Below are 25,681 nucleotides of genomic sequence, written 5' to 3' on the forward strand. Positions count from 1 at the left end.
TGCGCTTTGCCAGCAGCCGTGCCGTCACCGCCTTTGCCGGACTCAATCCGCGGCTGCAGGAATCCGGGAGTTACCGAGGGCAGACGCGCATCTCCAAGACGGGCTCATCGCGCCTGCGGGCCGGCCTATTCATGCCCGCGATCAGTGCCCTGACGTACAACGAGGCGATCAGAGCCATGGGCGAACGGTTAAGGGCGAAGGGCAAGACTGGCAAGCAGATCGTCTGCGCAGCGATGCGCAAGTTGCTGAACATCGCCTATGGCGTCTTGAAATCGGGCCAGCCATTTGACGCAAAACTGGCCCTTGCTCACTAGGAATCAAGACGGTATCTACGCCCCGGGTGATGATGTGCCGGGGCGTGGGGGCGTGTTCATTCGCGACTGGTGAGATGGCCGAGGTGGCGCACCAGCGTGTCGATCAGGAACCAGCCCGAAAGCGGCAGGCCGATGAACATCATCGGTACGCTCAGGAATAGCGCTCGCCCAACCCAGGCGGTCATGTCCTGCCCGTTCGACAGGCAGTCGTGCAGCCCCTTGGTGTTGCCTTGGCAGTCGAAGTGCTCAAAGGCCCAGATGCCCCATTGCCATCCCAGCCAGGTAACGCCCACCGGGAGCAAGGCCAGCGCGTAGCGGCTCAACCAGCCCAGCCGCTCGGCACGCCTCCAGAGCAACCAGGGCGGCGCGAACAACAGGGTGACGAGCAGTGGCCAGAACAGCAGGTCGATCATGGGGTACATCCTGTACGGAAAGCGTCCAAGCAAGGGGCGCGATCTTAGCGTCGTCGGGGCCGTGTCGGGTGCCTGAAAGAGATCCACTGGCATGAGCACAAAGCAGCCTGTCATGCTTGCCCGAAGCGACAACCACCTGAAAGGAAGCATCTTGAAGAAAACTACGCTGGCACTCGCGCTCCTGGTAACCACCGCTCACGCGGACGACTTTGATATGAAGTCATACGTGGACAGCGCCTATAAGAAAGGCAACTCCGTCCTCTTCAAATGTGTCGAGGCCGATGGCTCATACGACTACATAGATCTCTATGGCGAAGACGAGATGCTGTGGACGAGGTACGTGGGGGGTGATCCGGTCACAAGGCAGTTCGTAAAGCCCAAAGTCTCGAAAGACAAGGTCGTGATTCCATTCGAAAACGCTTATGAAGGTGCCTCGGAACGAGTGTTCACCTTCGTGGCCAAGGACGGGAACAAGGTGACCTGGAACTACGGGAAGCCATGCACCACTGAACTCTAGTGGCCTCATGTTCCCGGAAGGCTAAAGCGAGCCCTCCGGGAACCATTAGCAATTCACTTTCCCAGTCTCGATAGCGCTAGAGCCGTCCCAAACCCCGCCCCCACCACCATCACCGGCAACACCGCATACCCCAGCACCTCGATCGCCCTCTCCAGGCTCGTGTAGGTGCTCCAGCTCGCCACCCGGTTGTCGAAGATGCTGATGTCCACCAGGTACCACGCAAGCATCGCCAGCAAGGTGGCCAAGGCCACTCTGAGCAGGCGGTGAGTGATGCGCTTGCCGAGCCAGCGGGCGAGCAGCAGGAGCGGGATAAGCAGCAGCGCATGCACCAGCAGCTCCTCGGCCAGCGAGTAGCGCCCCATGTCCGAGGGCGGGTTGCTGGCGAAGGGCGCGAGCGCCCAGAGGCCCTGGAGCAGGGTGCCGATGATGAAGAGCAGGCTGGTCGCCAGTGCGCGGCTGGCGGTGCGGAATCCATTGCCCACGAAGTGATCCGTCCTGTGGATAAGGTGCGCATTGTATGCCGTGAGCGGGAGGTGAACCGCCAAGGCGTTCGCGCCTGCCCAAATGAAAACACCCCGAACCAGTCGGGGTGTTTGGGTGCATCAGCGCGGCGGTCAGGAAGCCAGATCGCCTACCGCACTGTCCGCTTCGACCTTGGCCTTGAGGTTGAGCACCTTGTACAGCACGGTCAGCAGCACGAGGAATGCCGGGCCGATGTACAGGGCGATGCGGGTTTCCTCGAAGAAGGCCATCAGCACCACCACCAGCACCAGGAAGGCCAGGGCGAGGTAGGAGCTGAGCGGGAACAGCCACATCTTGAACTGCAGCTTGCCCTGTTCGGCCGGGCTCAGGCTGCGGCGGAACTTCATCTGTGCGAGCAGGATCATGGCCCAGGTCCAGATGGCGCCGAAGGTGGCGATGGAGGTGACCCAGACGAACACCTTCTCCGGCACCAGGTAGTTCAGCAGCACGCCGAGCAGCAGGGCGAAGATGGACAGCAGCAGCGCATTGCGCGGTACGCCGTTACGCGAGGTACGGGCGAAGGGCTTGGGCGCCTGGCCGTGTTGGGCGAGGCTGTAGAGCATGCGCCCGGTGCTGAAGATGCCGCCGTTGCAGGAGCTCAGCGCCGCAGTGATGACCACGAAGTTGATGATGCCGGCGGCGGTCTTGATGCCGAGGCGTTCGAAGGTCATGACGAAGGGGCTGCCCTGGGTGCCGATCTCGTTCCACGGGTAGATGGACATGATCACGAACAGCGCGCCGACGTAGAACAGCAGGATGCGCCAGAACACCGAGTTGATGGCGTTGGGGATGGTCTTCTGCGGGTTGCGCGCTTCGCCGGCGGTGAGGCCGATCATCTCCACACCCAGGTAGGCGAACATCACCATCTGCAGGGACATGAGCACGCCCTGGATACCGTTGGGCATGAAGCCGCCATGGCTCCACAGGTTGCTGATACCGGTGGCGATGCCGCCATTGCCGATGCCGAAGACAATCATCCCGGCGCCAGCCACGACCATGGCGATGATGGTGACGATCTTGATCAGGGCGAACCAGAACTCGAACTCGCCGAAGGCGCGCACGGTGATCAGGTTGATGGTGCCCATGCTCGCCAGGGCCAGCAGGGCCCAGACCCAGCGGTCCACGTCGGGGAACCAGATCTGCATGTAGATGGCGACGGCGGTGATCTCGGCGACGCAGGTCACCAGCCAGAGGAACCAGTAGTTCCAGCCGGTGAGGAAGCCGGCCAGCGGGCCGAGGTAGTCCTGGGCGTAGCGGCTGAAGGAGCCGGCCACGGGGTTGTGCACGGCCATCTCGCCGAGGGCGCGCATGATCACCAGGATGGCGAGGCCACCGATGATGTAGGAGAGCATGATGGCGGGGCCGGCCATCTGGATGGCCTTGGCGGAGCCAAGGAACAGGCCGACGCCGATGCAGGCGCCGAGGGCCATGAGGCGGATGTGCCGCTCACCCAGGCCGCGTTGCAGTTCATGTTCGCTGCTGGACATGTGAACCTCTTATTTTTGTAAAAGGGCTGGCACCCGCCGAGGGGTAACCCGGCAGGGCTGACTGTTGTTCCCGCTACCCGGGTCGCGGGAGCGGAAAGCAGAAGTCGCCCGTTCGGCAGCAAAGACAAGGCAAGCTTTGTCGGCCGGATACGGACGGTTGGCTGTTGTATAGAGGGGGCACCGAGGGGGCAATGCGACAATCGGCTTCCGGGTTAAAACAGCTGAATCTGCCGCGCGAACTATACAGGGCGCGAGAAATAACTTCGATGCGACCTTCTGACAGGCGGAGTCGTTCTGGTACGGCGGTTCTTGGAGCGAAAGAAGTCGACGCTACAGGTTCCTGACCGTTTCGCCAGGAAACATAAGCCCATGGCTGTCTGGTGCTGGGCTCGATGGGTTTCGCAGAGCTCTACCCATCCTACGGGTCCGTGACACAGGGTCCGGCGAAGGCGCTTCCCTGCCCCGCCGGATCCCGTCGGCCTATTTGAGCAGCATGCAGATGCAGGTCTGCAGCTGCGCGGGCGGGGTGGTGCGGGGGTCGTTCATGTACATCTCGAACATGGGGAAGTTCGCCGGCTCATGGCCGCTGGTTGGCAGCCATTGCGAAAACATCCAGCTGTAGGGCTTGTCCATCTCGTTGTATGGGCCGGTGTAGGTCAGCACGGCGCAGCGACCGGCGGGGATTTCGAAGCGCAGCAACTCGTCGCCCAGCTCGGCATCGGGGGCCACCGGGACGCCGGCCATCGAGCGCAGCTCGTGTTCGGGCACCTGGGCGGGGTCGTCCAAGTAAATGCCGTAGCCGACCGACTCGGGCCGGGCGATACCGCGGGTGGCGGCGAGCATGAAGACGCGGGCGAACTGCGGGCCGATTTCCTGGTAGCTGCCGCGATGGGCCAGGGCTGCCAGCGTCACGCCGGGTAGGGTTTCGATCTTGATGGGGTACATGCCGAGCTCCTTGGGGTCGAAGGGGCGGGAGCGGGCTGCGCGATAGCGCCCCGGCGGGATGCCGAAGGCGGTGCCGAATGCCCGGTTGAACGCCGCGTCCGACTCATAGCCGGCACGCAGCGCCACATCACGCAGGGAAGCCTCGGGGTTGCCCAGTGCCACCGCCGCACGGTGCATGCGGATGCGCTGCACCGTGGCGTTCACCGTCTCCCCCATCAAGGCGCGGTACACCCGGTGGAAGTGGTACGGCGAAAGGCACGCCAGGTCCGCCAGACGGTACAGGTCCGGGTCGGCGTCCGGGTTGCGGGCCAGCCAGTGCAGGACGGGTTCCAGGCGCTGGCCATAGTGGTTCAGGGTCTCGGGCTTCATGCGGTCTCCTCGGAACGCACTGTAGCGACGGCGATTTTGCAGATTTTGCGCTTTTTATGGGCCAGGGCTGAAGCCACCTGTGCACGCTCAGCCTGGCCCCGCCGGGGTGCCTATTTGGCGCGTGGGCGCGTGCCCAGCAGGAGGCCGGCGAAGATCATGCCGCCGCCCACCCAGTGATAGCCCTGCAGGGCTTCGCCGAGGATGAGGAAGCCGAGGATCGCGGTGAACACGGGCATCAGGTAGTTGGTCAGCGAGGCCTTGGCCACGCCGAGCACGGCGATGCCGTGGTTCCACAGCAGGTAGGCGATCAACGAGGCGAAGGTACCTGTGTAGCCGATGGCGGCCAGGTTGCGCAGGCTCGGCTCGAAATGGGCGCCACTGGCCAGCTCCAGCAGGTAGAACGGCAGCAGCAGCGGCACGCCGCAAAGCATCAGCGCACCGAGGAAGGCCAGCGGCGGAATGCCCTGGAACCAGGCCGCCCAGCGCCGTTGCAGCAAGGTGTAGAGCGCCCAGTCGAGCACCGCCAGCAGCATGATCAGGTCGCCCGGGTTGAAGCTCAGGCTGGCCAGCGGGGCCAGGCTGCCACGGCCGATCAGCACCAGCAGCCCGAGGATGGCCACTGCCATGCCCAGCCAGGCGCGGCGCGTGGGCCACTCGCCCAGCAACAGGCCGGCGCCGATGAAGGTGGCCAGCGGCAGGCAGGTGTTGAGCAAGGTGAGGTTGATCGCCACCGTGGTGCGCGCGGCGCAGTAGAGCAGCACGCTGTAGGTGCTGATGCCCAGCGCCGCCACCAGCACCAGGCGCCAGCCGGCGCGACGCACGGCGGCGCGGTGCTGCCAAAGCGGGCGGGCGACGAAGGGCAGGAGGATGGCCAGGGCCAGGCTCCAGCGCCAGAAGGTCAGGGCGATGGGCGGAATGTCGTCATGGAAGGCCCGCGCCACCAGGGCGTTGCCGGCCCAGCAGGCGCTGGCCAGCAGCAGCCCGGCCCAGGCCAGTGCCGGGGCCCGTGTGTCGCTCATGGCCTCAGGACTCGCCGAGGGGGCGCAGGCGGTATTGCGGCGGCAGTTGCTCGATGCCGCTGACGGTGACGTTGAGGTTCTTCCAGCGGCCGTCCTTGATGCCGTAGATGCAGCCGTGCACGGACAGCTCCTGCCCACGGTGCCAGGCGTTCTGGACGATGGTGGTGTGGCTGACGTTGGCCACCTGCTGCATGACGTTGAGCTCGCACATGCGGTCCACGCGCTCTTCCTCGCTGGTGAACTGCGCCAGGTGCTCGCGCTGGTCGTAGTAGAGGTCGCGGATGGTGCGCAGCCAGCCGTCGATCAGGCCGAACTGCACGTCCTGCATGGCCGCGCGCACGCCACCGCAGCCGTAGTGGCCGGTGACGAGGATGTGCTTCACCTTGAGGACATCCACCGCGTACTGGACCACCGACAGGCAGTTGAGGTCGGTGTGCAGCACCACGTTGGCGACGTTGCGATGGACGAAGAGGTCGCCCGGCAACATGCCGACGATCTCGTTGGCCGGCACGCGGGCGTCGGAGCAGCCGATCCACAGGTACTCGGGCACCTGCTGCTTGGCCAGCTTCTCGAAGAACTGAGGGTCGCGCTCCTTGATGTTCTCGGCCCAGCGGGCGTTGTTGTCGAACAGCTGCTGCAGGTCGCTCATCGGTCTATTCCTCATTCTCGTGGCCGGCGCACCTTACGGAGGGTGCAGGGCTTTGACAAGCGCACGCCGCGCACCGTCACAGGGGATCAGCCCAGCGCCAGGGCCCAGCACCGCCTGGCCCACAGGCTGCAGGGTGGCCCTTCTCCCCGGCGAGCGCATCAGGTGCCAGAAATCGGAACCTGGCCGTGAATGCCGGACCGGGCGACGGATCGGGGCAATTCGGGGGAATCTTTCCGTGTGCTGGCCGTCCACTTTTCATAGCCACAGCGTGGAGGCCCCGCCATGAGCCAGCCAGACCCGACCCGCAACAACCCCGCGACGGACGAGGAGCACGACCCCAAGGCCCCGGAGAAATCACTGACGGAGGCGCCTTCCGGCGATGCTCTGGTGGAGGAGTTCCCGCCCCGCCAGCTGCACGAAGCCGGCCTGACACGGGGCGGCACGCCGCACCCACCGAAGGATTTCGACCTCTCGCCGGAGGACTTGCTGGAAGACGAGACCGACGAGCCGCTGGGCAAGCCCGGCCCCCGCGGGACGCTGTCGCGGGATTTCGACCTCAGCGTCACCGACGAGGATGAAGAAGCGCCACGCGAGCAAGAGCAGCCGCGCTATGCCCGGCGTGCCCGCTAGCCGCTAGTCCAGCAGGGTGCAGGCCATCACCAGGGCATCTTCACGCCCGGCGACCGCCGGGTAGTAGCCCCGGCGTCGGCCGATCTCGTTGAAACCGTAGCGCTCGTAAAGCCGGTAGGCCGACTCGTTGCTGGCGCGCACTTCGAGGAAGCACTCGCCGGCCTTGAGCTCCCGCGCGCGCTGCATGAGGTGCTCCAGCAGGCGCAGGCCGAGGCCACGGCCCTGGTTCTCGGGCTTGACGGTGATGTTGAGCAGGTGCGCTTCGTCGATGATCACGTTGATCACCCCGTGGCCGACCTGCTGGGTGCCTTCGAACATGATCCAGCAATCGTAGGATTTCAGGCCATCGGCGAAGATGCCGCGCGTCCAGGGATGGCTGAAGGCGGCGTATTCGATCTTGAGCACGGCATCGAGGTCCGCCTCGGTCATCCGGCGGAAGGAAACGGCATCGGTCATTCAGCGGACTTCCAGCGTCGCGTCACCCGGCGCATGGCCTGCCACAGCTCGGCCTTGCGTTGCGGTTCATCCATCAGCAGCTCCAGCCCGGGCACCGCCCAGGCGGCGCCCAGGCCTTCGACCTGGAGTTCGCGCCCGTAGGCATCGGCGTCGGCTTCCCCGGCGAAACGGATCGCCGGCAACCCCACCAGCCACAGGCAGGAGCAACCGGCGCCCTCTTCCATACGCGCGGCGACGAAGCCCTGGAGGAAATCACGGGCGGCGTCGGGCCCCTGGTCCATGTTGCCGCGCACCAGCAACGGCCAGCGCACCGGCTCGCCGATGAGCTGCGGCGCATCCGGCAGGCCGGCGGCGCGCAACAGGTCCTTGAGCAGCAGGTAGGCCGGGTCGCGACTCTGGAAGCCTTCGCCAGTGGGCAACTCGACCAGCAGCAGGCAGCTGCCGGCTCGCAGCAGTTGCAGGGAGAAACGCGGCGGCGCCACCGGAGCGGCTTTCACCGGCTCCGGAGCTGCATCATTGGCGGGCTCCGCCGTCGGCTCGGGGTTCACCGCTACGCGCGGCGTGGTGCCGGGGCGCGGTACCTCGATCTTCGGCCGCGTGGGTGCCTGCACCGGTGCCTCGGCTGCGGCCGGAGTGGCCTGGGTCGCGGCAGCGGCGGGAGTGGGCACCCGCGTCGGTTCGGGTTTCGGCGCGGCCTCGGGCTGCACCAGCAGCTCGGGGCGCGAAGGCGCGGCGAAGGGCAATACCGTGCGCGGCAGCCAGGTGGCTACCTGCATGGCATCGAGATAAGCGCGGCGACGGAGCTCTTGGATCAAACGTCAGCTACCTGTGGATGGGCTTTGCGTACGCCGGCCTGCATGAGGTTCAGCGCGTTGAGATAGGCCTTGGCGGAGGCGACAACTATATCGGTATCGGCACCGTTGCCGTTGACGATTCGTCCGGCTTTTTCCAGGCGCACCGTCACCTCGCCCTGGGAATCGGTGCCCTGGGTGATGGCGTTGACCGAATACAGCTGCAGGTTGGCGGCCGAGGCGGCGAGGCTTTCGATGGCCTTGAAGGTGGCATCCACCGGGCCGGAACCCTGGGCGCTGGCCTCGCGCTCGGCGCCATCGATGTTCAGCACCAGCCTGGCATGGGGCACCTCGCCGGTGCGCGAGGTGACGTCGAGGTGGACCAGGCGGAAGTGCTCGGGAGCCTCTTCGCCCAGGCTGTCGGAGACGATGGCCTGGAGGTCTTCGTCGAAGATCTCGTGCTTCTTGTCGGCCAGCACCTTGAAGCGGGCGAAGGCGGCGTTCAGCTCGGCCTCGCCGGGCAGCTGGATGCCCAGCTCCTCCAGGCGGGTGCGGAAGGCATTGCGCCCGGAGAGCTTGCCGAGGGACAGCTTGTTGGTGTGCCAGCCCACCGACTGCGCGGACATGATCTCGTAGGTCTCGCGGTGCTTGAGCACGCCGTCCTGGTGGATGCCCGACTCGTGGGCGAAGGCGTTGGCGCCGACGATGGCCTTGTTCGGCTGCACCGGGAAGCCGGTGATGCCGGAAACCATGCGCGAGGTGGCGAGGATGTGCGGCGTGTCGATGGTGGTGTGCACGCCGAGGATGTCGGCCCGGGTCTTGATCGCCATGACGATCTCTTCCAGCGCGGCGTTGCCGGCGCGCTCGCCCAGGCCGTTGATGGTGCATTCCACCTGGCGCGCGCCCACCGCCACCGCCGCCAGGGAGTTGGCCACGGCCAGCCCCAGGTCGTTGTGGCAGTGCACGGAGAACACCGCCTTGTCGGCATTGGGGATGCGCTGCAGCAGTTGGCGGATGGTCTCGGCGTACTGGTGCGGGATGGCGTAGCCGACGGTGTCGGGGATGTTGATGGTGCGGGCGCCGGCGTCGATGGCGGCCTCGATGATGCGGCAGAGGAAATCGATTTCCGAACGCCCGGCGTCCTCGCAGGAGAACTCGACGTCCGCGCACAGGTTGCGCGCGTGGCGCACGGCGCGCACGGCCTGCTCCACCACCTGGTCCGGCTGCATGCGCAGCTTGTACTGCATGTGGATGGGGCTGGTGGCGATGAAGGTGTGGATACGCCCGGAGTTGGCGCCCTTGAGGGCTTCGGCGGCGCGCTCGATGTCGGCCTCGACCGCACGGGCCAGGCTGCACACGGTGCTGTCCTTGATGCTGTCGGCGATGGCCTTGACCGCTTCGAAGTCCCCCGGGCTGGCGATGGCGAAGCCCGCCTCGATCACGTCGACGCGCAGCCGCTCCAGGGCCTTGGCGATGCGCAGTTTCTCTTCCCGGGTCATGGAGGCGCCGGGGCTCTGCTCGCCGTCGCGCAGGGTGGTGTCGAAAATGATGACGCGATCGTTATTGTTCATTGTGGTCACTCCTCATGTCCCCACCGGGGATGCGGCCGGGGCGCTGGCTAAAGACGCCGCGGCTTGTGGCCGCGACGACGGATGACGAATTGTGGCGCGAAACGCGCGAGGCGGGAAGGCACGGGCGGCGCACGGAAGGCGCCGCCGGGTGGGCGGCTCAGTTGATCGGCGTGGCGGTGAGGTTGGCGCGGATATCGGCGTTCTGCAGCTTCACCCCGTACATGGAGGTGACGGCGCCGCCGGTGGGGTGCACGTGCTGGATGCGGTCGATGTCCACTTCCTTGAAATGGATGCGCCCGTTGACCGCGAAGCCCAGCGGGTCGGGGGTGACGGCGGTGCAGGTGCTGCCGTTCTTGGTGCAGACCTTGGTCGGCGCGACGTCGAGGTTGAGGTCGGCGTTGAGGCCGTAGGTATTGGCGTTGGGGTCCTTGGGGTTGCCGTCGGAGGTGTAGAAGTTATCCACAACCAGTTGGCTGCCGGTGCCGTTCACGCCGTTGACGCGATCGGTCTCGAGGATCACCTGGTTGCGCTTCTCGTCGGTGGCGACCCCATTGACCGAACTGTCGATGGTGGCGTCACGCACATAGACGTTCTTCAGCTTGACCGAGACGCCCTCGTTACCACGGTCTTCCCAACGGCCACCGCTGGCGGAGCAGGCACCGGCGGTGGAGCCGCTGCCGCCGACGCAGAGTGCGCCGGCACCGCCGGAGCTGAGCGCCAGGGTGGAGCCCTGTTCGTAGCGCTTGAGCACCAGGCGGCCGAGGCTGGTGCCGGTGGCGCGGTCGCCCCAGCGCAGGTCGGCGACATCGAGGTTGGACCAGTAGGTGCCCTTGCGCAGCTCGACGCCGTTGTTACTGACATCCACCGAGCCGTCGCGGAAGTGCATGTCGTAGCGGGTGCCGGAGAGCCACAAGCCCTTGCCGGTCTCGTCCACGGTGATGGCGGCGCGGGCGTCGGTGATGAAGAAATCGGCGTTGTAGCTGATGCCCGAGCCGCTGCTGCCACCCGGTTGCAGGGTGAGCTGGCCATTGAGGGTGAAGTCGTAGGCGGGGAAGATTTCCATCAGCACCAGCAGTTCGGTGCCGCCCTGCAGCGGCGCGGTGGCGCTGCCCACACGCAGGCCATCGAAGCTGTAGCTGCCCTTGACGTTGTTCAGGCCCAGGCGCAGGCCGTCGAAGTGGCCGTTGTAGCTGCCCTTGCTCATGTCGCTCTGGGTGCCGGCGTAGCACGAGGTGGAGGCGCCAGCCGCGCAGCTCTTGGTGATGTCCAGGGTGACCTGCCCGGTGCCGTTGGTACGCAGCCCGCTGAACCACATGCTGTTGCCGTTATCGGTGAGCGAGACCGAGCTGTTAGCCATGTTCCAGCTGACATCGGCGGTGATGCCCTTGAGGCCCGAGTTGGGATCGCCGCCAGGGCGCAGCTTGAAGATGTTCTTCTTCGCGCCGTCGTCGACGAAGTTGAGGTCGATGCCCAGGCTGCCGAGTTTCTGGTTGGTGGGGTTGCCGATGATCAGCCCGCCCAGGGTGGCGTTGAGCTTGAGGTCGGCGAAGGCGACCTGGACGAAGCTGCCATTGCCATCCTGCACCAGGTCGAGGGTCAGGCCGGCGAGGCTGCGCAGGGTGCCGGAGAAGTTCTCGGCACGCAGGATGCCTTCGTCCTGGTACTGGAACAGGCTGTTGACGATGTTCACGTCCGGGCGGATGCGCAGGCCCGAGCCACTGGCGCCACCGCTGGAGATGCTGACGCTGCCGCCCAGGCGCAGGTCCATGTTGAGCTTGCCGAAGCTCTTGCTGGCATTGGGGTCGCGCAGGTCCGGTGCATCGGGTGTCACCGGCAATGCAGTGGGGTCGCCATGGGCCAGGTCGAGGCCGATGCCATTGATGGCGGCGACGAAGCGCGAGTTGCCCAGGTCGAGGCGTACTGCCTGGCCATCTCCGCCGCTGACGATGTCGATGTAGGCGTTGTTCAGGTAGGCGTCGAGGCTCATGCCTTTGACGATCAGGTCGAAGCCGTTGTCGCGGTAATAGAAGGTGACATCGGAGAGCGAGAGGCGGCTGTCGTCCACCGAGATGCCGGTCACGCCGCTGGCGCCGCCGCCCTTGATCTTCAGCGTCGCACCCAGGGTGTAGAAGGCGCGCAGGGAACCGAAGCTCTTGGTGCTGCCGCCCATTTCGATGTTGGTGACGCTGAGCGCCTGGGCGCTGCTGGCGTGCTCGATCTGTAGGCGCTGGTTGACCACGTCCACCTTGGTAGTGGAAGTGATGCTGGAGCCACTGCGCGGCTGGTTGCTGACGCCACGCAGGTTGAGGCTCTGGCCGTCCTCGCTGTAGCTGATGTTGCTGGCCGACCAGCCGGCGCTGGTGGTTTCCAGGCTGATGCCGTCCTGCCCGGTGACGTCGGACAGCGCCGTGTCATCCAGCGCCTGCATGGCCTGGGCCAGGGGGCTGAGGAGTACCGCGAACAACGCAACTGCACGCATCGCCCTGCTCCTTGTTATTTGGGGAAGACCAGCACGCTGCCCTGCATGCGGATGTCGCCGTCGATCTTCGCCGAGAAGATGTTGGTCTGCTGGAAGGTGGAGTCGCCGCCATTGGCGGTGGTGCCCACCTTGTTGCGCCAGCCGCCCTGGTTGGCCACGGCGAAGGCGAAGCTGCCGTCCTTGAAGCGCACGTTGTTGGGCAGGCCCAGCTCGATCACGTCCTGGTTGAAGCCGGCGGCACTGTCGTTGATCAGCCGGGTGCGCAGGGTCAGGCCTTCGAAGCTGAACACGCCCTTGAGGTTGTCGAGCACGTACCAGCCGCCCGCTGCCTCGGTGCGGATGGCGATGCGCATGCCGCAGCTTTCCGGGGTGCTGGAGCCCGCCGTGGCGCAGCTGCGCTCGCCGATGGTCCATTGCGCGGCGTTGTTGGTAGCCGGCGTATTCCAGAGCACGCCGCCGCCCTTGTTGATGCTGAATTCGCCGGAGAGGTAGACCCCGCCCTGCCCGCTGGTGGCGCTGAGGTCGGCGTCGGCCATGGGCTTGAGTTCGGCCTGCGCGCAACCGGCGGCGAGCAGCAGGGCCAGCGAAAGGAGTCTAGAGGTCATGGCTGGTCACCTTCAGGTAGTTGATGCTGAGGCCGCCGATCTCGTTGTAGCCGAAGTTGTAGCCGCCGGTGCTGAAGTTGCCGGTGCCCGCCTTGAGGTTGTTGATGATGATGCTGGTGCGCGGTGCGTTGGCGTAGAAATCGTCCGCCAGCGCCTGCTTCTGGGCGGCGGTGGTGCCCGAGGCCGTGGGGTTCTGCAGCTCCAGCACGAACTGGCCGTTGCTGCTGACGTCGAACAGCAACGGCTGGCTCTTGCCGTAACCCAGGGCGACGGTGGCGTAGGCGCCGCTCATGAAGAGGGTGCGGTCCCGTTGCTGCTCGGCGGTGGTGCAGTTGGTGCTGCCGGCCGCGCAGGACATCAGCTGGATGCCCTTGGCGAACAGGTTGATGCGCATCTCGCCGACCATCTGGCTCTTGGCCTTGTCGCCCCAGAGACGCAGGTAGGACCCGTCCATGGCCAGCTCGGCGATATCCAGGTTGAGTACGTCGGTGCGCCCGGCGGCGACCTGGAAGTCGAAGCGGATGCCCAGGTCGACCTTCTCCGTGGCGCGGCTGGAGCAGGTGTTGCCGCCGGTGGAGTAACCGCTGATGCAGGCCGAGCCCCCCGTGGTGAGGCGCTCGGGGAACATGAACTCCAGCACCGAGACGCCGTTGGGGGTCGTTTGCACCCACTGGCCGGCATCGTTGAGGGTGCGCATGGTCTCGCCGCGGGCCAGGTTGAGGGCGAAGGGGTGGTCCAGCCGGCCGATGGTCACGGCATTGAGGTTGGCGCCGTTGTTGCTGCCGATGGCGCCGAGGTAGAACTCCTTCACCGCGATGGGCACGTTCTGCCCGCTGCCGTTATTGATGTCGTTGAGGGTGATGGTGGCGTTGCTGGCATCCAGCAGCACCTTGTCCAGCACGAAGCCGATGCCGGCGCCGTCGACGCTGGACAGCTCCTCGTCATCCAGCGCCCTGAGCTCGGCCTGGGCGACCGCAGCCGCCAGGGCCAGCAGGATCGCAATCGAGGTGCGGACCATGATCAGCACCCCTTGGTGGCGGAACCCAGGCAGGTGTCCTGCCGGGGAATACCGTTGAAGGCCTGGTTGAAGTCGATATTGATCGGGGAGACCAGGTTACCGTTGGCGTCCCGGTACTTGGGCATGTTCATGAAGGCGCCCTTGAGGGCGGTCATGAAGGCGTTGCTGTCCATGTCACGCCAGGCTACGTCCTGGGTCTGCAGGGAGATGAAGAAGCCCTTGGCCGCTCCCTCCATATTGGTCATGTTGCTTGTATTACCCACCGGCAGCGACTGGAACTGAGACAGATTGAAGCAAGTCTGGATACCGAGAATGCTGCAGTTATTCGAAGCAAAAGCCCCAAGCAACACGTCAGTCCAGCCCCCCGCGCAGCCAGATGTACAGTTGAGACCGTCACCGTTCTTGATCCCCGCCATCGTTCCTCGTACCGGATCGAGGCTCCCCCCCGAAGTCACCAGGTTGGCATCCGCCTCTACGACGCTGGACGTATAGACCCCCGCAAGAAACAGCGCACTTTGCTGTATGAAGTTCGACTTATCGTAGATTGCCTGCCCTGTCCCCTTGATATGCACGGGAATGTTCCCGGTCAGACTCTGGATATCCCCGGATAACACGCCCTTGGCCTCGCCGAAACCGATGCGCACACCCACCACCTTGTTGCCGGAGTAGGCCAGTTCGAGGAAGGGATTGGAGATGCGAAACGGGTTGATCGAGTTGTCGGCATTGACGGTGCCAAGGGCGAAGTTGTTGATCAGGATGTCCGACGAGCCGGCGACCTCACCGGGCCGGGTGACGCTGTCGTTGTACTGCCCCAGCTGCAGCTTCTTCATATTCAGCTGCGTATCAAGATCGACACCCAGGTTGATGCGGGTGTAGTTGATCCCGGCATTGGCGTCGGTGGTCAGGTTGATGAAGGCCTGGCCGGTGACGTTGGAAAGCTCCGCATCATCGAGCGCCTCCATGCGGGCCTGGGCCGAGGTGGCCAGCAGGCTGGCAGCAAGCACGAGGAAAAGGCGTTTGGCGGGACTGCGGGTCAGGCGCATGGCGAGTTCCCTCTACTTCTTATAGTTATGGCCGAGCACTGGCGGCTCGATTACGTGATGCCACTATAGGGAAGCGTTCGCCATAAGGGCCCGACCCATAGGCGGGAAAAAGGTGGGATTTTTGAAGTTCGCCCCCGGCTCGCCGCTGCGGTTGTTACCCAAATCCACACCTCGTATGCCACCCCTAGCTTCAGGATGGTCGACACGCCGAGCAGACGCTGGCTCCTGCCCGCCAGCCTTTGGATAGCTGGGCGTGAAGCGGGGCAACTGGTCCACTGCCGGCTCCATAAAACAAGGAGTCGTTGCAATGTTGAAATTCCGGATTCTCCCCATGGCCCTGGTTGCTTTCGGCCTCCCCTTCATGGCTGCTGCCGATAGCCAAACTGCGCTTGAGCAGCAGCTCAGCTACATGAAAGGCGAATTGACTCCAACCCTCCAGACGAAAGCCAAGGCCAGGCTATTTGGTCATCGGGAAAATACCCTTACAACATCGCTTAGCGGCACGCTGCTGGTCGGGAAAGCCATCACCTATGACACCAACAATCACACGCCCTACAACGAAGAGCCTACAGATACCACCACCTTCAACATGGTGGTGGCAGGCTACATGCCAGACCCCGCGATAGGCTCAGTTAGCTCAAATCTGAGCGGAGTCAGCACGCTGGCCTTTGCACGCGTCGTCAAGCTGTTCAACACGCCTCCGGTACCCGAAGCAGACCTGATTTGTAATTTATTCATGACATCCAGCGAGGACGTTCAAGGCGTGAACATCGCTGGCACTTACCTTCCTCTTACCAAAGTCGGCTCATCAGTGAAAAACGGTACAACCCATTACAACTACCAAGCAGTTGCTTTGAATAGCAATGCACCCAATTACCCCCAGTACTTTGTCGATGAGCACGCTTTCTGCACCACCTTCGAATCCTTCAACAACACCTATTCCAATGGTTCCACCGTGGCAGTGACCTTAATCCCCTAAGCGGTCAAGGCTCCCCCCTCACAAGTGCGCATGAGTCCACCTCATGCGCACCTGCCTCCAGAATTTCCTGCATCCGTCCGACAAGTGACCATCCTCGTCAGATTGCGACCGCTCTAGAATGTCGAATGTGAGCTGGAGCACGCTCCAGCCCCATTCCAAGCCCTTGAATTGCCTGGCATGTTTTCTGCCTTGTTACAGATCAGATGCCGTATTGACCGAGTCCATGAACGCCAACTCCAAAGCCGATTCCGATTCACACTGGGACGAATTGCAGAACCAGAGCGACCTCGCCTGGGACCTGGATGCCATTACCGACCGCCAGCAGGCGATCGATTTCCTGCTGCGCTTCGAAAACCGCCTGTGCGTCTATTCCGGCTATGTCGAGAAGCTCTACAGCAACTACAGCTTCGTGGTGCCGGAGGAGGAGCATGGCAGCATCACCATCCTTCCCGACGAGCAGGCCTGGCACGACACCTTCAATGAAATCCCGCCCGAGGCGGTGGAGCCCACCGGCATCCACATCCTGCCCGGCGAGACCATGGGTTATTCCGGCCTGTACCTGAAGATCCCCGGTGAGCACCGCCTGGCCGCCTCTCGCGAGCTGCCGTTCCAGGAAGGCCTGAAGCTGCTGATCCAGCGCTACCAGGCGAAGAATGACCACTTCCTGCCGGTGCTGGTGAAGGGCGACCTGCGCGAATACGAGGCACGCATGCCTTCGCTGCACCTGCACCGCATCAACACCGAGCGCCTGGGCCATACCTCGCAGCTCAACGTCAATGCCATCAAGGCCGCCATCGCCGATCACCTGATCGGGCTGTTCCGCCAGAGCTGATCCCTCCCCAACCCCGGGCTCCCAACGGATTCCAGTATTCGCGGGCATCACCTGGCCGGGCAACCGTTTCACCCGGCACGCCGCCATGCGAACCAGCCGTCCTTTGATCAGCTCGGGCTGAGTCGAGCCGGCGGTCATGCAGTACAATCGCGTCTTTTTCCTCAGGCAGGGACCGTCTCCCACGATGATCGAACCCAAACGCGTTTTGCGCGCCCTCGCCGAGCACTGGGCGCTGCTGGAGCCGCTGTGCGAGCGCTTCGACGCCGGCACGCTGAGCCTGGCCGAATTGCGCCTGCAGCTCGGGGCCCAGTTGCCGGAGGGCACGCCCACGGACATCACCGCGTTGCTCGACCAATGGATCCGCCTGGACATCCTGGTGCCGGTGGCGAAGAGCCCCAACCGCTTCGAGCTGAACGCCCAGATCCACGATTTCCTCGCCTACCTGCGCCGTGAGCACCGCCTCGGCCTGTGCCTGGAGATCGAGGCCTACCTGCGCCACCTGGAGCGCCTGGCCGGCTACATCCAGGAAGCCTTCGAGATCCGCGACGGCAACGACCTGGCGCGCCAGCTGCGCCTGCTCGACATGCGCGTGCGCGATGTCTTGAAGAAGCTCGACAACGACGAGCAGGCCCTGGTGGCCGTGGCCGAACGGGCCAAGACCAGCGACCGGCAGATCCCGCTGCGCCAGCGTTATGCCGAGGTCCTGGCGACCTGGGACGAGTACGTCGAGCCGATGATCCAGCTGGTTTCCGCCGATGGCGCCTTCGAACAGGGCGTGCGCCGCGTCGAGCAGGTGCTGCTCAAGCTGCTCGGCGAACAGCAGCGCCTGGGCCAGTTGGTCGACGACGACCTGCTGCTGCGTACCCACGCGCGCATCCTGGAGATGCAAACCACCGCCCAGCTGACCCTGCGCAAGGCCCGCGAGTTGCTGCTGCCACTGCGCGAAGAAGCGCGCCGGCACAACGCCGTGACCCGTGGCGCCGCCCTGGCGCTGTCGGTGATCCGCAAGAAGGGCCTGGATGCCGTGCCCCAGGCGGCACTGCCGCTGTTCACCCGGCCGCAGAGCACCTTCCTCGGCAGCGCCTCGCAGGTGGAGGCTTACGTCTACGCCTTGGCACGCTTCGAGCCGAAGCCGGCGCACTTCCCCAAGGCCTCCAGTGGCCGTCGTGGCGAAGCGCCGCGTGCACCGCGTACCGCCCGGGAAATGATCGACCGTTGCGAGCAGGCCCTGCCGCTGCCCGACCTCATGGCCTGGCTGCTGGAGCAGGAGCCCGAAGGCGCCACCGACGAGCTGCTGTACTGGTTCTCCCGCCTCTCCCGCGAAAGCCGCTTTCAGCGTGACCGCCTGGAACGTCGCGACTATCTCACCACGGAGCATCAGGTCAGCCTGAGCTCCTTCGCCCTCATCAAGAGCGAAAAACATGCATCTTAATCTCACCGAAATGACCCAGCTCTCGGCCATCTTCCGCGAGCTGTTCAAGGGCTATCACCTCTCGCGCAGCGAGCCGGAATGCTACGCCCAGCTGTCCACCATGCAGGACCAGTACCGCGCCCTGTTCAAGGCGCTGGGCTTCGAGCTGGTGTGCGACCCGCGTGGCTTCTATTACTTCGTGCCCGAGCAGATGGGCGCCCAGGTGAACAAGACCGCCCAGCGCCTGGCGCTGTTCACCTTCATCCTCGTGGAGCACCTGGCCGACCAGGGCCGCGACCCGCTTTCCGTGCTCGATGGCGGCTCTATCGGCCGCGACGAGCTGCCCGCGCTGCTGGAGAAGTACCGCGACCTGTTCCTGCAGGCCGAGGTGACCACTCATGAAGAGCTGGAGGAGAAGGTGATCCGCCGCCTGACCCAGCTCGGCTTCGCCGAGGACAGCAACGGCGTGTACCGCTTCCTGCCGCCCATGCACCGCTTCCTCGACGTGTGCCTGGCCGTGCAGCACGACCGCGACCTGGCCGCCAACCTGCACAGCAGTGACCTAGCCCTGCCGGCACCGGTGCTGATGGACGACGACGGCGAGGAGCCGATCGTCTCGCTGGAGGTCGAGGAGCCGGCCGCCGCTGAATCCGAAGAAGACGCCCTGGCCCGTGCCATGGCCGAAGAGCGCGCCGCGCAGGAGATGGACGCATGAGCCAGGAACGCTACGGCATCCGCCGCTTCGCCCTGCTGAACACCGCCGGCTACAGCCTGGGCCTGTTCCCGCTGGAAACCCCGCTGTCGGTCTACGGCGCCAACAACCTGGGGAAATCCGCGTCGATCAACGCGCTGCAGTTCCCCATCCTGGCGCGCATGTCGGACATGAGCTTCGGCAAGTACAGCCTGGAGCAGTCGCGCAAGTTCTACTTCGCCACCGACACCAGCTACATCCTGGTCGAAGTCTCCCTGCCCCACGGCCCGCACGTGATCGGTGTTGCCGGCCGCGGCCCGGGCGGCGGCTTCGGCCACCAGTTCTTCGCCTACCAGGGCAGCCTGGACCTGGATCACTACCAGAAGAACGGCACCTGCCTGCGGCAGCGCGAGCTGTTCAACAACCTCGAGCGCGAAGGCATCAAGGCCTACGAGCTGAAGCCGGACGAACTGCGCCGGCTGCTGGTGGGCGGTCACACGTCCATCCCGCTGGACCTGACACTGATCCCGCTGCGCTCCACCAGCGAGCAGAGCCTGAAGACCTTCCGTTCGCTGTTCATCAACCTGCTGCACATGCGCGAGATCACCGCGGCGAAGCTCAAGCAGCTGTTCCTCGATGCCTTCGAGCACAGCCTGCGTTCGGGCAGCGTCGACTACATCGCCGCCACCGAGGAAGCCTTCCGCGACGTGCGCCGCATGGAGCAGGACTACCAGGCGCTGGTGGCCGCCGGCCCGCTGGTGGAGGCGCTGTCCAATGGCGTGGCCCAGCGCGAGATCCTGCGCGGCAAGCTGCATCGCCTCTCGCCCCTGCTGGATAACCTGCTGGGCACCTGGCACGACTACTCCGGTGCGCGCCGCGAGGAACTGGTGATCCAGGCCGAGCACTACCGCAACGAGCAGGACGGCCTGCAGCACGAGCAGCGCGGCGGCACCCAGGAGCTGATGCGTCTGGAGCGGGAAATCAGCGAGATCCAGCGCTGGCTCGGCGAGCTGGCGGTGCTGAAGAACCGCTTCGCCCTGGTGGACGACGTCAAGATGCTGGAGCAGCAACTGCTGGCCGCCAAGGACGCCCATGACGAGCTCGCTGGCGCATTGGCGCAATCCCGCCAGTTCTCCTCGGAAGACCTGGACGAGCGCCTGCGTGACCTGGAGAAACGCCTGAAGTCGGTGAAGCAGCAGCTCGATCACGCCGACAACAACAGCTATTCGCGCCTGCGCGAGGAGTTCTCCCAGGCCGATGTCGACCGCCTGATGCGTCTGTTCAACGGCCAGCTGTTCAGCCTGCCGCTGGGTGAGAAAGGCATCCAGCTGGATGATGAGGACGCCTGGGTGAAATCCCTGGAAGCCATCCTCGATCGCTTCAAGGGGGAGCACTTCCAGGTGCCCGGCCTGGATATCGACCTGTCCCACATCGAGCCGCCGGCCTTGCAGGCCCTGGCCGACCGCGCCGCCCTGCGCGACCAGAAGGATCGCCTGGAGCGCGAGCTCAAGCAGCTCAAGACCCAGCAATCGGTCGCCGCCGACCGTGCCGCGAGCAAGGCCCAGGCCGAGCAGCTGTACCAGGCCGTGCTGGATGCGCAGAAGGCCCTGGAGGACTTCCGCAAGACCCAGACGCTGTCCGCCGAGGAAGCTGGCAAGCTGGAGTTGCTGGCCCAGCGCGAAGCGGCGCAGGACGAGCTGAAACGCTCCAGCGACGCGTTCACCGAACGCGTCCAGCAGCTCTCCGCCAAGCTGCAACTGGTGGGCCGCCAGCTCGCCGACCTGGAAGCCAAGGAGCGCACCCTGGAAGACGCACTGCGTCGCCGCCAGCTGCTGCCGGCCGACCTGCCCTTCGGCACGCCCTTCACCGATCCGGTGGACGACAGCATCGACAACCTGCTGCCGCTGCTCAACGATTACCAGGACACCTGGCAGGCGCTGCAGCGCATCGATGGGCAGATCGAGGCGCTGTACGCCCAGGTGCGCCTGAAGGGCGTGGCCAAGTTCGACAGCGAGGACGACACCGAGCGTCGCCTGCAGTTGCTGATCAACGCCTACGCGCACCGCCAGGACGAGGCCCTGACCCTGGCCAAGGCACGCCGCGCGGCGGTCACCGACATCGCCCGTACCCTGCGCAACATCCGCAGCGACTACGACAACCTGGAACACCAGCTGGCGCTGTTCAACCGCGAGATCAACAAGCGCCAGGTGTCGAACCTGCAGAGCTTCCGCATCGTGCTGGCGCCGAACAAGGATGCGCTGCGCCATATCGACCAGATCATCCACAGCGCCGGCCAGTACGAGGAAGGCGAGACCCTGTCGGTGTTCGACCTGTCGCAATCCTCCGAGCAGGACGCGAAGAACGAGGAAGCCAAGGAGTACCTGGCGCGCCTGGTCGCCGCCAACGGCAACCAGCTGGGCCTGAAGGACCTGTTCGAGCTGGCCTTCGAGATCACCAAGGTGCATGGCCAGCCGATCATCCACACGGACATCGATGGTGCCGCGTCCAACGGCACCACCATGACCATCAAGGCGCTGACCAACATGTACCTGCTGCTGCACCTGATGGACCGCGAGCAGGCCGGGCGCATTCGCCTGCCCTACTACCTGGACGAGGCAGCGGACATCGACGAGCGCAACCAGCAGGCGCTGATCGAGACCAGCGCCCAGCTGGGCTTCACGCCCATCCTGGCGTCGGTGAAGCCGCAGGTTTCGGCCGACGTGGCCATCGACCTGGAAGGCGGCAGCGGCCCCAACGGCATCTACATCGACGAGGCGGACTGGAAGTTCATCAAGCGTCGCGAGCAGGCCAGCCAGCCAACCCCGGCTGCCAGCGAGGAAGCCGAGCCGGCGTAAAGTTGAAGCCGCAGTAACGAAAAAGGGCCGCAGATGCGGCCCTTTTTCATGCTGGGTGGATCACTTTTCGATGGCGATCTTCGGCGCCCACTTCAGCCATTCCTCGTTGAGTTCGTCATGCAGGGCGAAGGTCTGCCCGGGGATGGCCGGTGCGCCCATCTGGTCGTTGTCCGGCGTGGCGAAGGCGATACCGCCCTCGATCAGCGCTTCCAGTGATTCGGTACGTACCTTCACGCCCTTGAACAGGCCGGCGTCGATGCCCACGCCGCTGGCGTTCCAGAAGCGCGTGCCGCTGCGCACCAGGGAGGCGTAGCGCGGCTCGATGAGGACGTGGATGAGGACGCGGTCGGCGGTCTTGCCCAGTTCGAAACGCACCACCTTGCCTACCGGCACTTCGCGGTAGCTGACCACCACGCCGGGCTTGATGGAGCCACGGCGAGCGGTGCTGAGGACGATCCGCAGGCCTTCCTCGCGGGCGATGGCCGACGGCGGTTCGCTGAGTACGGTGAACGTGGTCTGCATCGGGCCCTTGGCAGAGGCGGGCTGCACTTCCAGGTATTGGCCGCTGACCAGGGTATCGAGGTTGGCGGTGCGAACCAGGCCGAGCTCGGGCTTGACCACCCAGAATTGGCTGCCGGCGCGGGCAATGCGGTCGGTGGCTTCGGTGATGCGCGCGCTGACCACGACGCCGGCCAGGTCATCGGCGAGGGCGATGCGTTCGACGCTGCCGACATCCAGCCCCTTGAAGCGCACCGGCGTGCCTTCGCGCAGGCCATCGGCCTGGGGCATGCGGATTTCGACCACCGTGCCTTTGCCGAGGGCGAGGTTCTCGCTGTCGTAGAGGGTGAAGCGGCGCGGCTTGGTCACCGGCGTGGCCTTGGAGTCGGGCGTGCTGAAGGCGATGCCGCCGGCCAGGAGGGTCTGCAGCGACTCGCTCTTCACCTCGACGCCGGAGAGGCCGCCCTTGATGCTGACGCCGCTGACGTTCCAGAAGCGGGTGGATTCGTTGACCAGCTTGGCGAACTCCGGCTCGATGTGGACGCCGACGACGACGCGCTGTTGGTCACGGGAGAGCTGGTAGCTCTGCACGCTGCCGACGCGCATCTGTTTGTAGAGGATGGGGCTGCCGACATCGAGGGAGCCGAGCTTGTCGCTGGTGAGCACCAGGTGCAGGCCGGGGGCGTCGGTGTTCAGCGGCGGTGCCTTGGGCCGGGCGGTGAACTCGCGGGTGGGGGTGCCGCTCTTGGCGAAGCGCACGGCGATGTAGTTGCCCTTGACCAGGGCCTCGATACCGCTGATGCCGGCGAGGGAGATGGAGGGCTTGACCGTCCAGAACTCGGTGCCTTCGACGAGAAATTCCTCGGTGCGCGGTTCCATGGTCAGCTCGGCGGTGGCGCCGGCGAAGTTCTTGTCCATGTCGAGCTTCTTGAGGGTGCCGACCTGGACGCCGTTGTACATCACCGGGGTGTTGCCCGGGTTGAGGCCGCTGACGTCTTCCATGCGCAGCATGACCTTGAGGCCCGCCTCGGCCGCCTCGAAGCCGTCGTAGAGGCGGAAGGGGATGGTGGAGTCGGTGGGCGGGCTGTCCTGGCGGTTCTCGGGCGTGGCGAAGGCGATGCCGCCGGCGGCCATGCTGAGCAGCGATTCGGTGCGGATCTTCACCCCGGACAGGCCGGCTGTGACGTTGAGGCCGCTGGCGTTCCAGAAGCGCGTGTGCTTGCGCACGAGCTGGGCGTAGGGCTGCTCGATGTGCACCTTGATCTCGACGGTGCGCTGGTCTTCGGCCAGTTGGTAGCTCTTCACCTGGCCGACCTGGATCTGCCGGTAGTAGACGGGGCTGCCCTGCTCCAGGGAGCCGAGGCGCTCGGCCTTGAGGGTGAGGTGCAGGCCGGGCAGGTTGTCGGAGAGCGGCGGCGGCTCGGACAACGCGTGGTACTTGCGCTCGGGCTCGCCCTTCACCGGGTCGATGGCGATGTAGATGCCGGAGACCAGGGTCTCCAGGCCGGTGACGCCGGCGAGGGATACACGCGGACGCACGAGCCAGAAGCGGGTTTCCTTGCTCAGGTAGGGCTCGGCCTCCTTGAGCACTTCGACCGTGGCGACGACGCCATTGATGTCATCGCTGACGTGCAGGTCGGTGACCTTGCCGACCTGGATGCCCTTGTACATGAGCTGGGTCTTGCCGACCTGGATGCCTTCGCCGTTCTCGAAGTAGATCTTGATGTCGATACCGGCGTCGTTCATCGACTTCCAGCCCAGCCACAGGCCGATGCCCAGGGCGATCAGGGGCAGGACCCAGATGGCGGACCAGTTGGTGGTTTTCTTCGTCTTGGGCTTTGGCAGGTCAGCCATTCTCGTCGTCCATATCGGTGTTGTCCCAGATCAGTCGGGGATCGAAGGTTACTGCGGCGGTCATGGTCAGGACCACGACACTGGCGAAGGCGGCCGCTCCGGGATTGGCCTCGATGCTGGCGAGGTTGCCGAAGTTCACCAGCGCCACGAGGATGGCGATGACGAAGATATCGAGCATGGACCAGCGGCCGATCCATTCGATGAAGCGGTACATGAGGATGCGCTGGCGGGCCGACATCGGCTGGTGCCGCTGTACGGAATAGAGCAGCAACGCGATGCCGACGAGCTTGAAGGTGGGCACGAGGATGCTGGCGGTGAAGACCACGAGGGCGATGGGCAGCATGTCGGCGTGGATCAGCTCGATCACCCCTTCCATGATGGTGGAGGGCGAGCCGTTGCCGAAGAAATTCACCGTCATGATCGGCAGCACGTTGGCCGGGACGTAGAGGATGGTGGCGGTGAGCAGCAGTGCCCAGGTGCGGATCAGGCTGTTCGGCCGGCGCTCGTGAAGGCGCGAGCCGCAGCGGGTGCAGCAGGGGGCATCGTCATCCTGAGCGGGGCGGTTCAGCTGGTGGCAATCGCTGCAGACGAGGATGCCGGCATCAAGCGCTCTCACTGGCATGGCCTCCGTCGTCGAGGGAATCCCAGACCTGATGCGGTGACATGGTTACTTCCAGCCAGACCTGGGACAGCAACAGGCCGATGAAGCAGGCGAGGCCGATGCCCAGGTGCAGGTCGGCCATGTCGATCAGTTTGACGATGCTGACGAGGATGCCCATGAGGTAGACCTCGAGCATCCCCCACTCGCGCATGTGGTGGTACAGCCGATAGAGGTGCAAGCCGAGCCCCTGCATGACCTGCCAGCGGATGCACAGCAGCACGACCAGTTGGCAGAGCAGCTTGAGCAGCGGGATGACCATGCTGCAGAGGAAGACCAGGACAGCTACGCCATCCATGCCACTGTGATAGAGGCCGAGCACGCCGCTCCAGATGGTGTCCTGGGTCGTCTGGCCGAGCAGGTTGAGCTTCATGATCGGCAGGAAGTTCGCCGGAACGTAGAGCATAAGTGCCGTCAGAACGAGGGCAAGGGCACGGCGCTCCATGTGAGCGCGGTGAACGATGATCTCGTAACCACAACGGGGGCAGCAGGCCTTGTGTTCCTCTTCGACGGGCTGGCGATGCATCAGCAGGTCGCACTCTGGGCAGGCAACCAACTCCTCAAGGGGACGTTCGGACAACGGGCGGGGATCGGCCGAGTCAGGCATACAGGGGGCTCATGTGAATTCGCGCCTATTCTAGACGAGCGCAGCCGCAAAGGGTCTGTCTGACTGTGACCCGATTTGCCATTAACAGGTTCGAAACGGGCTGGAAGTGGTGATCCACTGGCATGTCACCCTGCTGTAGCCCGGACATCAGCCAGGGACTCGCCGGGTCAGCGGATATAACGGTATGGGCTGCAAAGGCTCATGAGCATGGCAGCCCTTAAGGCTGCTTGGCGACTGAAGTCGACCCTACAGCCGCTCCGGCGAGCCGTGCCGCTGCACCTGGCTGGATCAAGCGCTGTTCCAAGCCAGCGCCCCAGACACCTCACACCGCGCGCCTGACGTTTCTGCGGCACAAAGTCAAACCCCCGACCTTCTGTCGAAGATCGGGGGTTTGGTATAGGTGCTTGACGATGACCTACTCTCACATGGAGAAACTCCACACTACCATCGGCGATGCATCGTTTCACT

The 25,681-nt window shown here is 64.8% G+C and carries 23 protein-coding genes and 1 pseudogene; 8 read left to right on the plus strand and 16 right to left on the minus strand.

What is annotated here, in order from left to right; genetic code table 11:
* A partial coding sequence (locus DMX10_RS28295; RefSeq protein WP_146602978.1) for a transposase occupies positions 1 to 314 on the plus strand: 314 nt, incomplete at its 5' end.
* A gap of 56 nt (positions 315 to 370) precedes the next feature.
* Here DMX10_RS28295 and DMX10_RS28300 read toward each other — a convergent pair.
* Positions 371 to 727, minus strand: coding sequence for a hypothetical protein (locus DMX10_RS28300; RefSeq protein ID WP_111264223.1), 357 nt, complete (start codon positions 725 to 727; stop codon positions 371 to 373).
* A 91-nt stretch (positions 728 to 818) separates the two neighbouring features.
* On the opposite strand from DMX10_RS28300, the gene DMX10_RS28305 reads away from it, so the two are divergent.
* Complete coding sequence (locus tag DMX10_RS28305; protein ID WP_021220411.1) at positions 819 to 1,244, plus strand: hypothetical protein; 426 nt, start codon at positions 819 to 821, stop codon at positions 1,242 to 1,244.
* A 53-nt stretch (positions 1,245 to 1,297) separates the two neighbouring features.
* Here DMX10_RS28305 and DMX10_RS28310 read toward each other — a convergent pair whose 3' ends face one another.
* From DMX10_RS28310 to can, 5 genes are all read right to left on the minus strand, one after another.
* Positions 1,298 to 1,726 (minus strand): hypothetical protein, encoded by a 429-nt coding sequence (locus DMX10_RS28310; protein WP_146603073.1) that lies wholly within the window; start codon positions 1,724 to 1,726, stop codon positions 1,298 to 1,300.
* A 132-nt stretch (positions 1,727 to 1,858) separates the two neighbouring features.
* Entirely contained in the window at positions 1,859 to 3,253 is a 1,395-nt protein-coding gene (locus DMX10_RS28315) for an amino acid permease (RefSeq protein ID WP_111264225.1), read from the minus strand.
* Positions 3,254 to 3,733: 480 nt separating this feature from the next.
* Complete coding sequence (locus tag DMX10_RS28320; RefSeq protein ID WP_111264226.1) at positions 3,734 to 4,567, minus strand: GyrI-like domain-containing protein; 834 nt, start codon at positions 4,565 to 4,567, stop codon at positions 3,734 to 3,736.
* 110 nt (positions 4,568 to 4,677) lie between these two features.
* Positions 4,678 to 5,586, minus strand: a complete 909-nt coding sequence (locus tag DMX10_RS28325) for a DMT family transporter (protein WP_111264227.1) — start codon at positions 5,584 to 5,586, stop codon at positions 4,678 to 4,680.
* 4 nt (positions 5,587 to 5,590) lie between these two features.
* Positions 5,591 to 6,235, minus strand: a complete 645-nt coding sequence (can, locus tag DMX10_RS28330; RefSeq protein WP_111264228.1) for a carbonate dehydratase — start codon at positions 6,233 to 6,235, stop codon at positions 5,591 to 5,593.
* Between the two features lie 282 nt (positions 6,236 to 6,517).
* Between can and DMX10_RS28335 the strand changes: the two genes are divergently transcribed.
* Positions 6,518 to 6,865 (plus strand): hypothetical protein, encoded by a 348-nt coding sequence (locus tag DMX10_RS28335; protein WP_111264229.1) that lies wholly within the window; start codon positions 6,518 to 6,520, stop codon positions 6,863 to 6,865.
* Between the two features lie 3 nt (positions 6,866 to 6,868).
* Here the strand turns inward: DMX10_RS28335 and rimI are convergent, their stop codons facing one another.
* The 7 genes and pseudogenes from rimI to DMX10_RS33795 all read right to left on the minus strand — a co-directional run.
* On the minus strand, positions 6,869 to 7,321 hold the full coding sequence (gene rimI / locus DMX10_RS28340) for a ribosomal protein S18-alanine N-acetyltransferase (protein WP_111264230.1): 453 nt from the start codon (positions 7,319 to 7,321) through the stop codon (positions 6,869 to 6,871).
* A complete protein-coding gene (locus DMX10_RS28345; protein ID WP_111264231.1) occupies positions 7,318 to 8,136 on the minus strand; it encodes an energy transducer TonB in 819 nt (272 codons plus the stop codon). The genes rimI and DMX10_RS28345 overlap by 4 nt, the downstream gene beginning before the upstream one ends.
* Positions 8,133 to 9,683: a 2-isopropylmalate synthase gene (locus tag DMX10_RS28350; protein ID WP_111264232.1), complete on the minus strand. Its 1,551-nt coding sequence runs from the start codon at positions 9,681 to 9,683 to the stop codon at positions 8,133 to 8,135. Before DMX10_RS28350 ends, DMX10_RS28345 begins: the two co-directional genes overlap by 4 nt.
* A gap of 157 nt (positions 9,684 to 9,840) precedes the next feature.
* Entirely contained in the window at positions 9,841 to 12,162 is a 2,322-nt protein-coding gene (locus DMX10_RS28355) for a DUF6160 family protein (protein WP_111264233.1), read from the minus strand.
* Between the two features lie 14 nt (positions 12,163 to 12,176).
* Positions 12,177 to 12,767, minus strand: coding sequence for a DUF6160 family protein (locus DMX10_RS28360; protein WP_111264234.1), 591 nt, complete (start codon positions 12,765 to 12,767; stop codon positions 12,177 to 12,179).
* Entirely contained in the window at positions 12,757 to 13,785 is a 1,029-nt protein-coding gene (locus DMX10_RS28365; RefSeq protein ID WP_111264242.1) for a hypothetical protein, read from the minus strand. The genes DMX10_RS28360 and DMX10_RS28365 overlap by 11 nt, the downstream gene beginning before the upstream one ends.
* A gap of 815 nt (positions 13,786 to 14,600) precedes the next feature.
* Positions 14,601 to 14,828 (minus strand): annotated as a pseudogene (locus DMX10_RS33795) (DUF6160 family protein); the annotation flags it as partial.
* Positions 14,829 to 15,135: 307 nt separating this feature from the next.
* On the opposite strand from DMX10_RS33795, the gene DMX10_RS28375 reads away from it, so the two are divergent.
* The 5 genes from DMX10_RS28375 to mksF all read left to right on the plus strand — a co-directional run bounded on the left by DMX10_RS28375 (position 15,136) and on the right by mksF (position 21,596).
* Complete coding sequence (locus DMX10_RS28375; protein ID WP_111264235.1) at positions 15,136 to 15,807, plus strand: hypothetical protein; 672 nt, start codon at positions 15,136 to 15,138, stop codon at positions 15,805 to 15,807.
* Positions 15,808 to 16,030: 223 nt separating this feature from the next.
* Positions 16,031 to 16,639, plus strand: coding sequence for a hypothetical protein (locus tag DMX10_RS28380; RefSeq protein WP_021220394.1), 609 nt, complete (start codon positions 16,031 to 16,033; stop codon positions 16,637 to 16,639).
* 184 nt (positions 16,640 to 16,823) lie between these two features.
* Positions 16,824 to 18,071: an Mks condensin complex protein MksB gene (gene mksB / locus DMX10_RS28385; protein WP_178083025.1), complete on the plus strand. Its 1,248-nt coding sequence runs from the start codon at positions 16,824 to 16,826 to the stop codon at positions 18,069 to 18,071.
* Entirely contained in the window at positions 18,061 to 18,765 is a 705-nt protein-coding gene (gene mksE, locus DMX10_RS28390) for an Mks condensin complex protein MksE (RefSeq protein ID WP_111264237.1), read from the plus strand. Before mksB ends, mksE begins: the two co-directional genes overlap by 11 nt.
* Positions 18,762 to 21,596, plus strand: a complete 2,835-nt coding sequence (gene mksF / locus DMX10_RS28395; protein WP_111264238.1) for an Mks condensin complex protein MksF — start codon at positions 18,762 to 18,764, stop codon at positions 21,594 to 21,596. Before mksE ends, mksF begins: the two co-directional genes overlap by 4 nt.
* 60 nt (positions 21,597 to 21,656) lie before the next feature.
* Here the strand turns inward: mksF and DMX10_RS28400 are convergent, their stop codons facing one another.
* The 3 genes from DMX10_RS28400 to DMX10_RS28410 are packed head-to-tail and all read right to left on the minus strand — an operon-like array spanning position 21,657 to position 25,213.
* Positions 21,657 to 23,948, minus strand: coding sequence for a PqiB family protein (locus DMX10_RS28400; protein ID WP_111264239.1), 2,292 nt, complete (start codon positions 23,946 to 23,948; stop codon positions 21,657 to 21,659).
* The gene (locus tag DMX10_RS28405; RefSeq protein WP_111264240.1) at positions 23,941 to 24,564 is read right to left on the minus strand and encodes a paraquat-inducible protein A; all 624 of its coding nucleotides are present in this window, start codon (positions 24,562 to 24,564) and stop codon (positions 23,941 to 23,943) included. Before DMX10_RS28405 ends, DMX10_RS28400 begins: the two co-directional genes overlap by 8 nt.
* Positions 24,551 to 25,213 (minus strand): paraquat-inducible protein A, encoded by a 663-nt coding sequence (locus DMX10_RS28410; protein ID WP_111264241.1) that lies wholly within the window; start codon positions 25,211 to 25,213, stop codon positions 24,551 to 24,553. The genes DMX10_RS28405 and DMX10_RS28410 overlap by 14 nt, the downstream gene beginning before the upstream one ends.
* Between the last annotated feature and the right edge of the window lie 468 nt (positions 25,214 to 25,681).

It is taken from the genome of Pseudomonas sp. 57B-090624, assembly GCF_003234055.1.
Classification (GTDB): Bacteria; Pseudomonadota; Gammaproteobacteria; order Pseudomonadales; family Pseudomonadaceae; genus Metapseudomonas; species Metapseudomonas tohonis.

Coding starts and splice junctions, on each gene's coding strand:
- DMX10_RS28300 (WP_111264223.1), bottom strand. CDS start 727: ATGATCGACCTGCTGTTCTGGCCACTGCTCGTCACCCTGTTGTTCGCG.
- DMX10_RS28305 (WP_021220411.1), top strand. CDS start 819: ATGAGCACAAAGCAGCCTGTCATGCTTGCCCGAAGCGACAACCACCTG.
- DMX10_RS28315 (WP_111264225.1), bottom strand. CDS start 3,253: ATGTCCAGCAGCGAACATGAACTGCAACGCGGCCTGGGTGAGCGGCAC.
- DMX10_RS28320 (WP_111264226.1), bottom strand. CDS start 4,567: ATGAAGCCCGAGACCCTGAACCACTATGGCCAGCGCCTGGAACCCGTC.
- DMX10_RS28325 (WP_111264227.1), bottom strand. CDS start 5,586: ATGAGCGACACACGGGCCCCGGCACTGGCCTGGGCCGGGCTGCTGCTG.
- can (WP_111264228.1), bottom strand. CDS start 6,235: ATGAGCGACCTGCAGCAGCTGTTCGACAACAACGCCCGCTGGGCCGAG.
- DMX10_RS28335 (WP_111264229.1), top strand. CDS start 6,518: ATGAGCCAGCCAGACCCGACCCGCAACAACCCCGCGACGGACGAGGAG.
- rimI (WP_111264230.1), bottom strand. CDS start 7,321: ATGACCGATGCCGTTTCCTTCCGCCGGATGACCGAGGCGGACCTCGAT.
- DMX10_RS28350 (WP_111264232.1), bottom strand. CDS start 9,683: ATGAACAATAACGATCGCGTCATCATTTTCGACACCACCCTGCGCGAC.
- DMX10_RS28355 (WP_111264233.1), bottom strand. CDS start 12,162: ATGCGTGCAGTTGCGTTGTTCGCGGTACTCCTCAGCCCCCTGGCCCAG.
- DMX10_RS28360 (WP_111264234.1), bottom strand. CDS start 12,767: ATGACCTCTAGACTCCTTTCGCTGGCCCTGCTGCTCGCCGCCGGTTGC.
- DMX10_RS28365 (WP_111264242.1), bottom strand. CDS start 13,785: ATGGTCCGCACCTCGATTGCGATCCTGCTGGCCCTGGCGGCTGCGGTC.
- DMX10_RS28375 (WP_111264235.1), top strand. CDS start 15,136: ATGTTGAAATTCCGGATTCTCCCCATGGCCCTGGTTGCTTTCGGCCTC.
- DMX10_RS28380 (WP_021220394.1), top strand. CDS start 16,031: ATGAACGCCAACTCCAAAGCCGATTCCGATTCACACTGGGACGAATTG.
- mksB (WP_178083025.1), top strand. CDS start 16,824: ATGATCGAACCCAAACGCGTTTTGCGCGCCCTCGCCGAGCACTGGGCG.
- mksE (WP_111264237.1), top strand. CDS start 18,061: ATGCATCTTAATCTCACCGAAATGACCCAGCTCTCGGCCATCTTCCGC.
- mksF (WP_111264238.1), top strand. CDS start 18,762: ATGAGCCAGGAACGCTACGGCATCCGCCGCTTCGCCCTGCTGAACACC.
- DMX10_RS28400 (WP_111264239.1), bottom strand. CDS start 23,948: ATGGCTGACCTGCCAAAGCCCAAGACGAAGAAAACCACCAACTGGTCC.
- DMX10_RS28410 (WP_111264241.1), bottom strand. CDS start 25,213: ATGCCTGACTCGGCCGATCCCCGCCCGTTGTCCGAACGTCCCCTTGAG.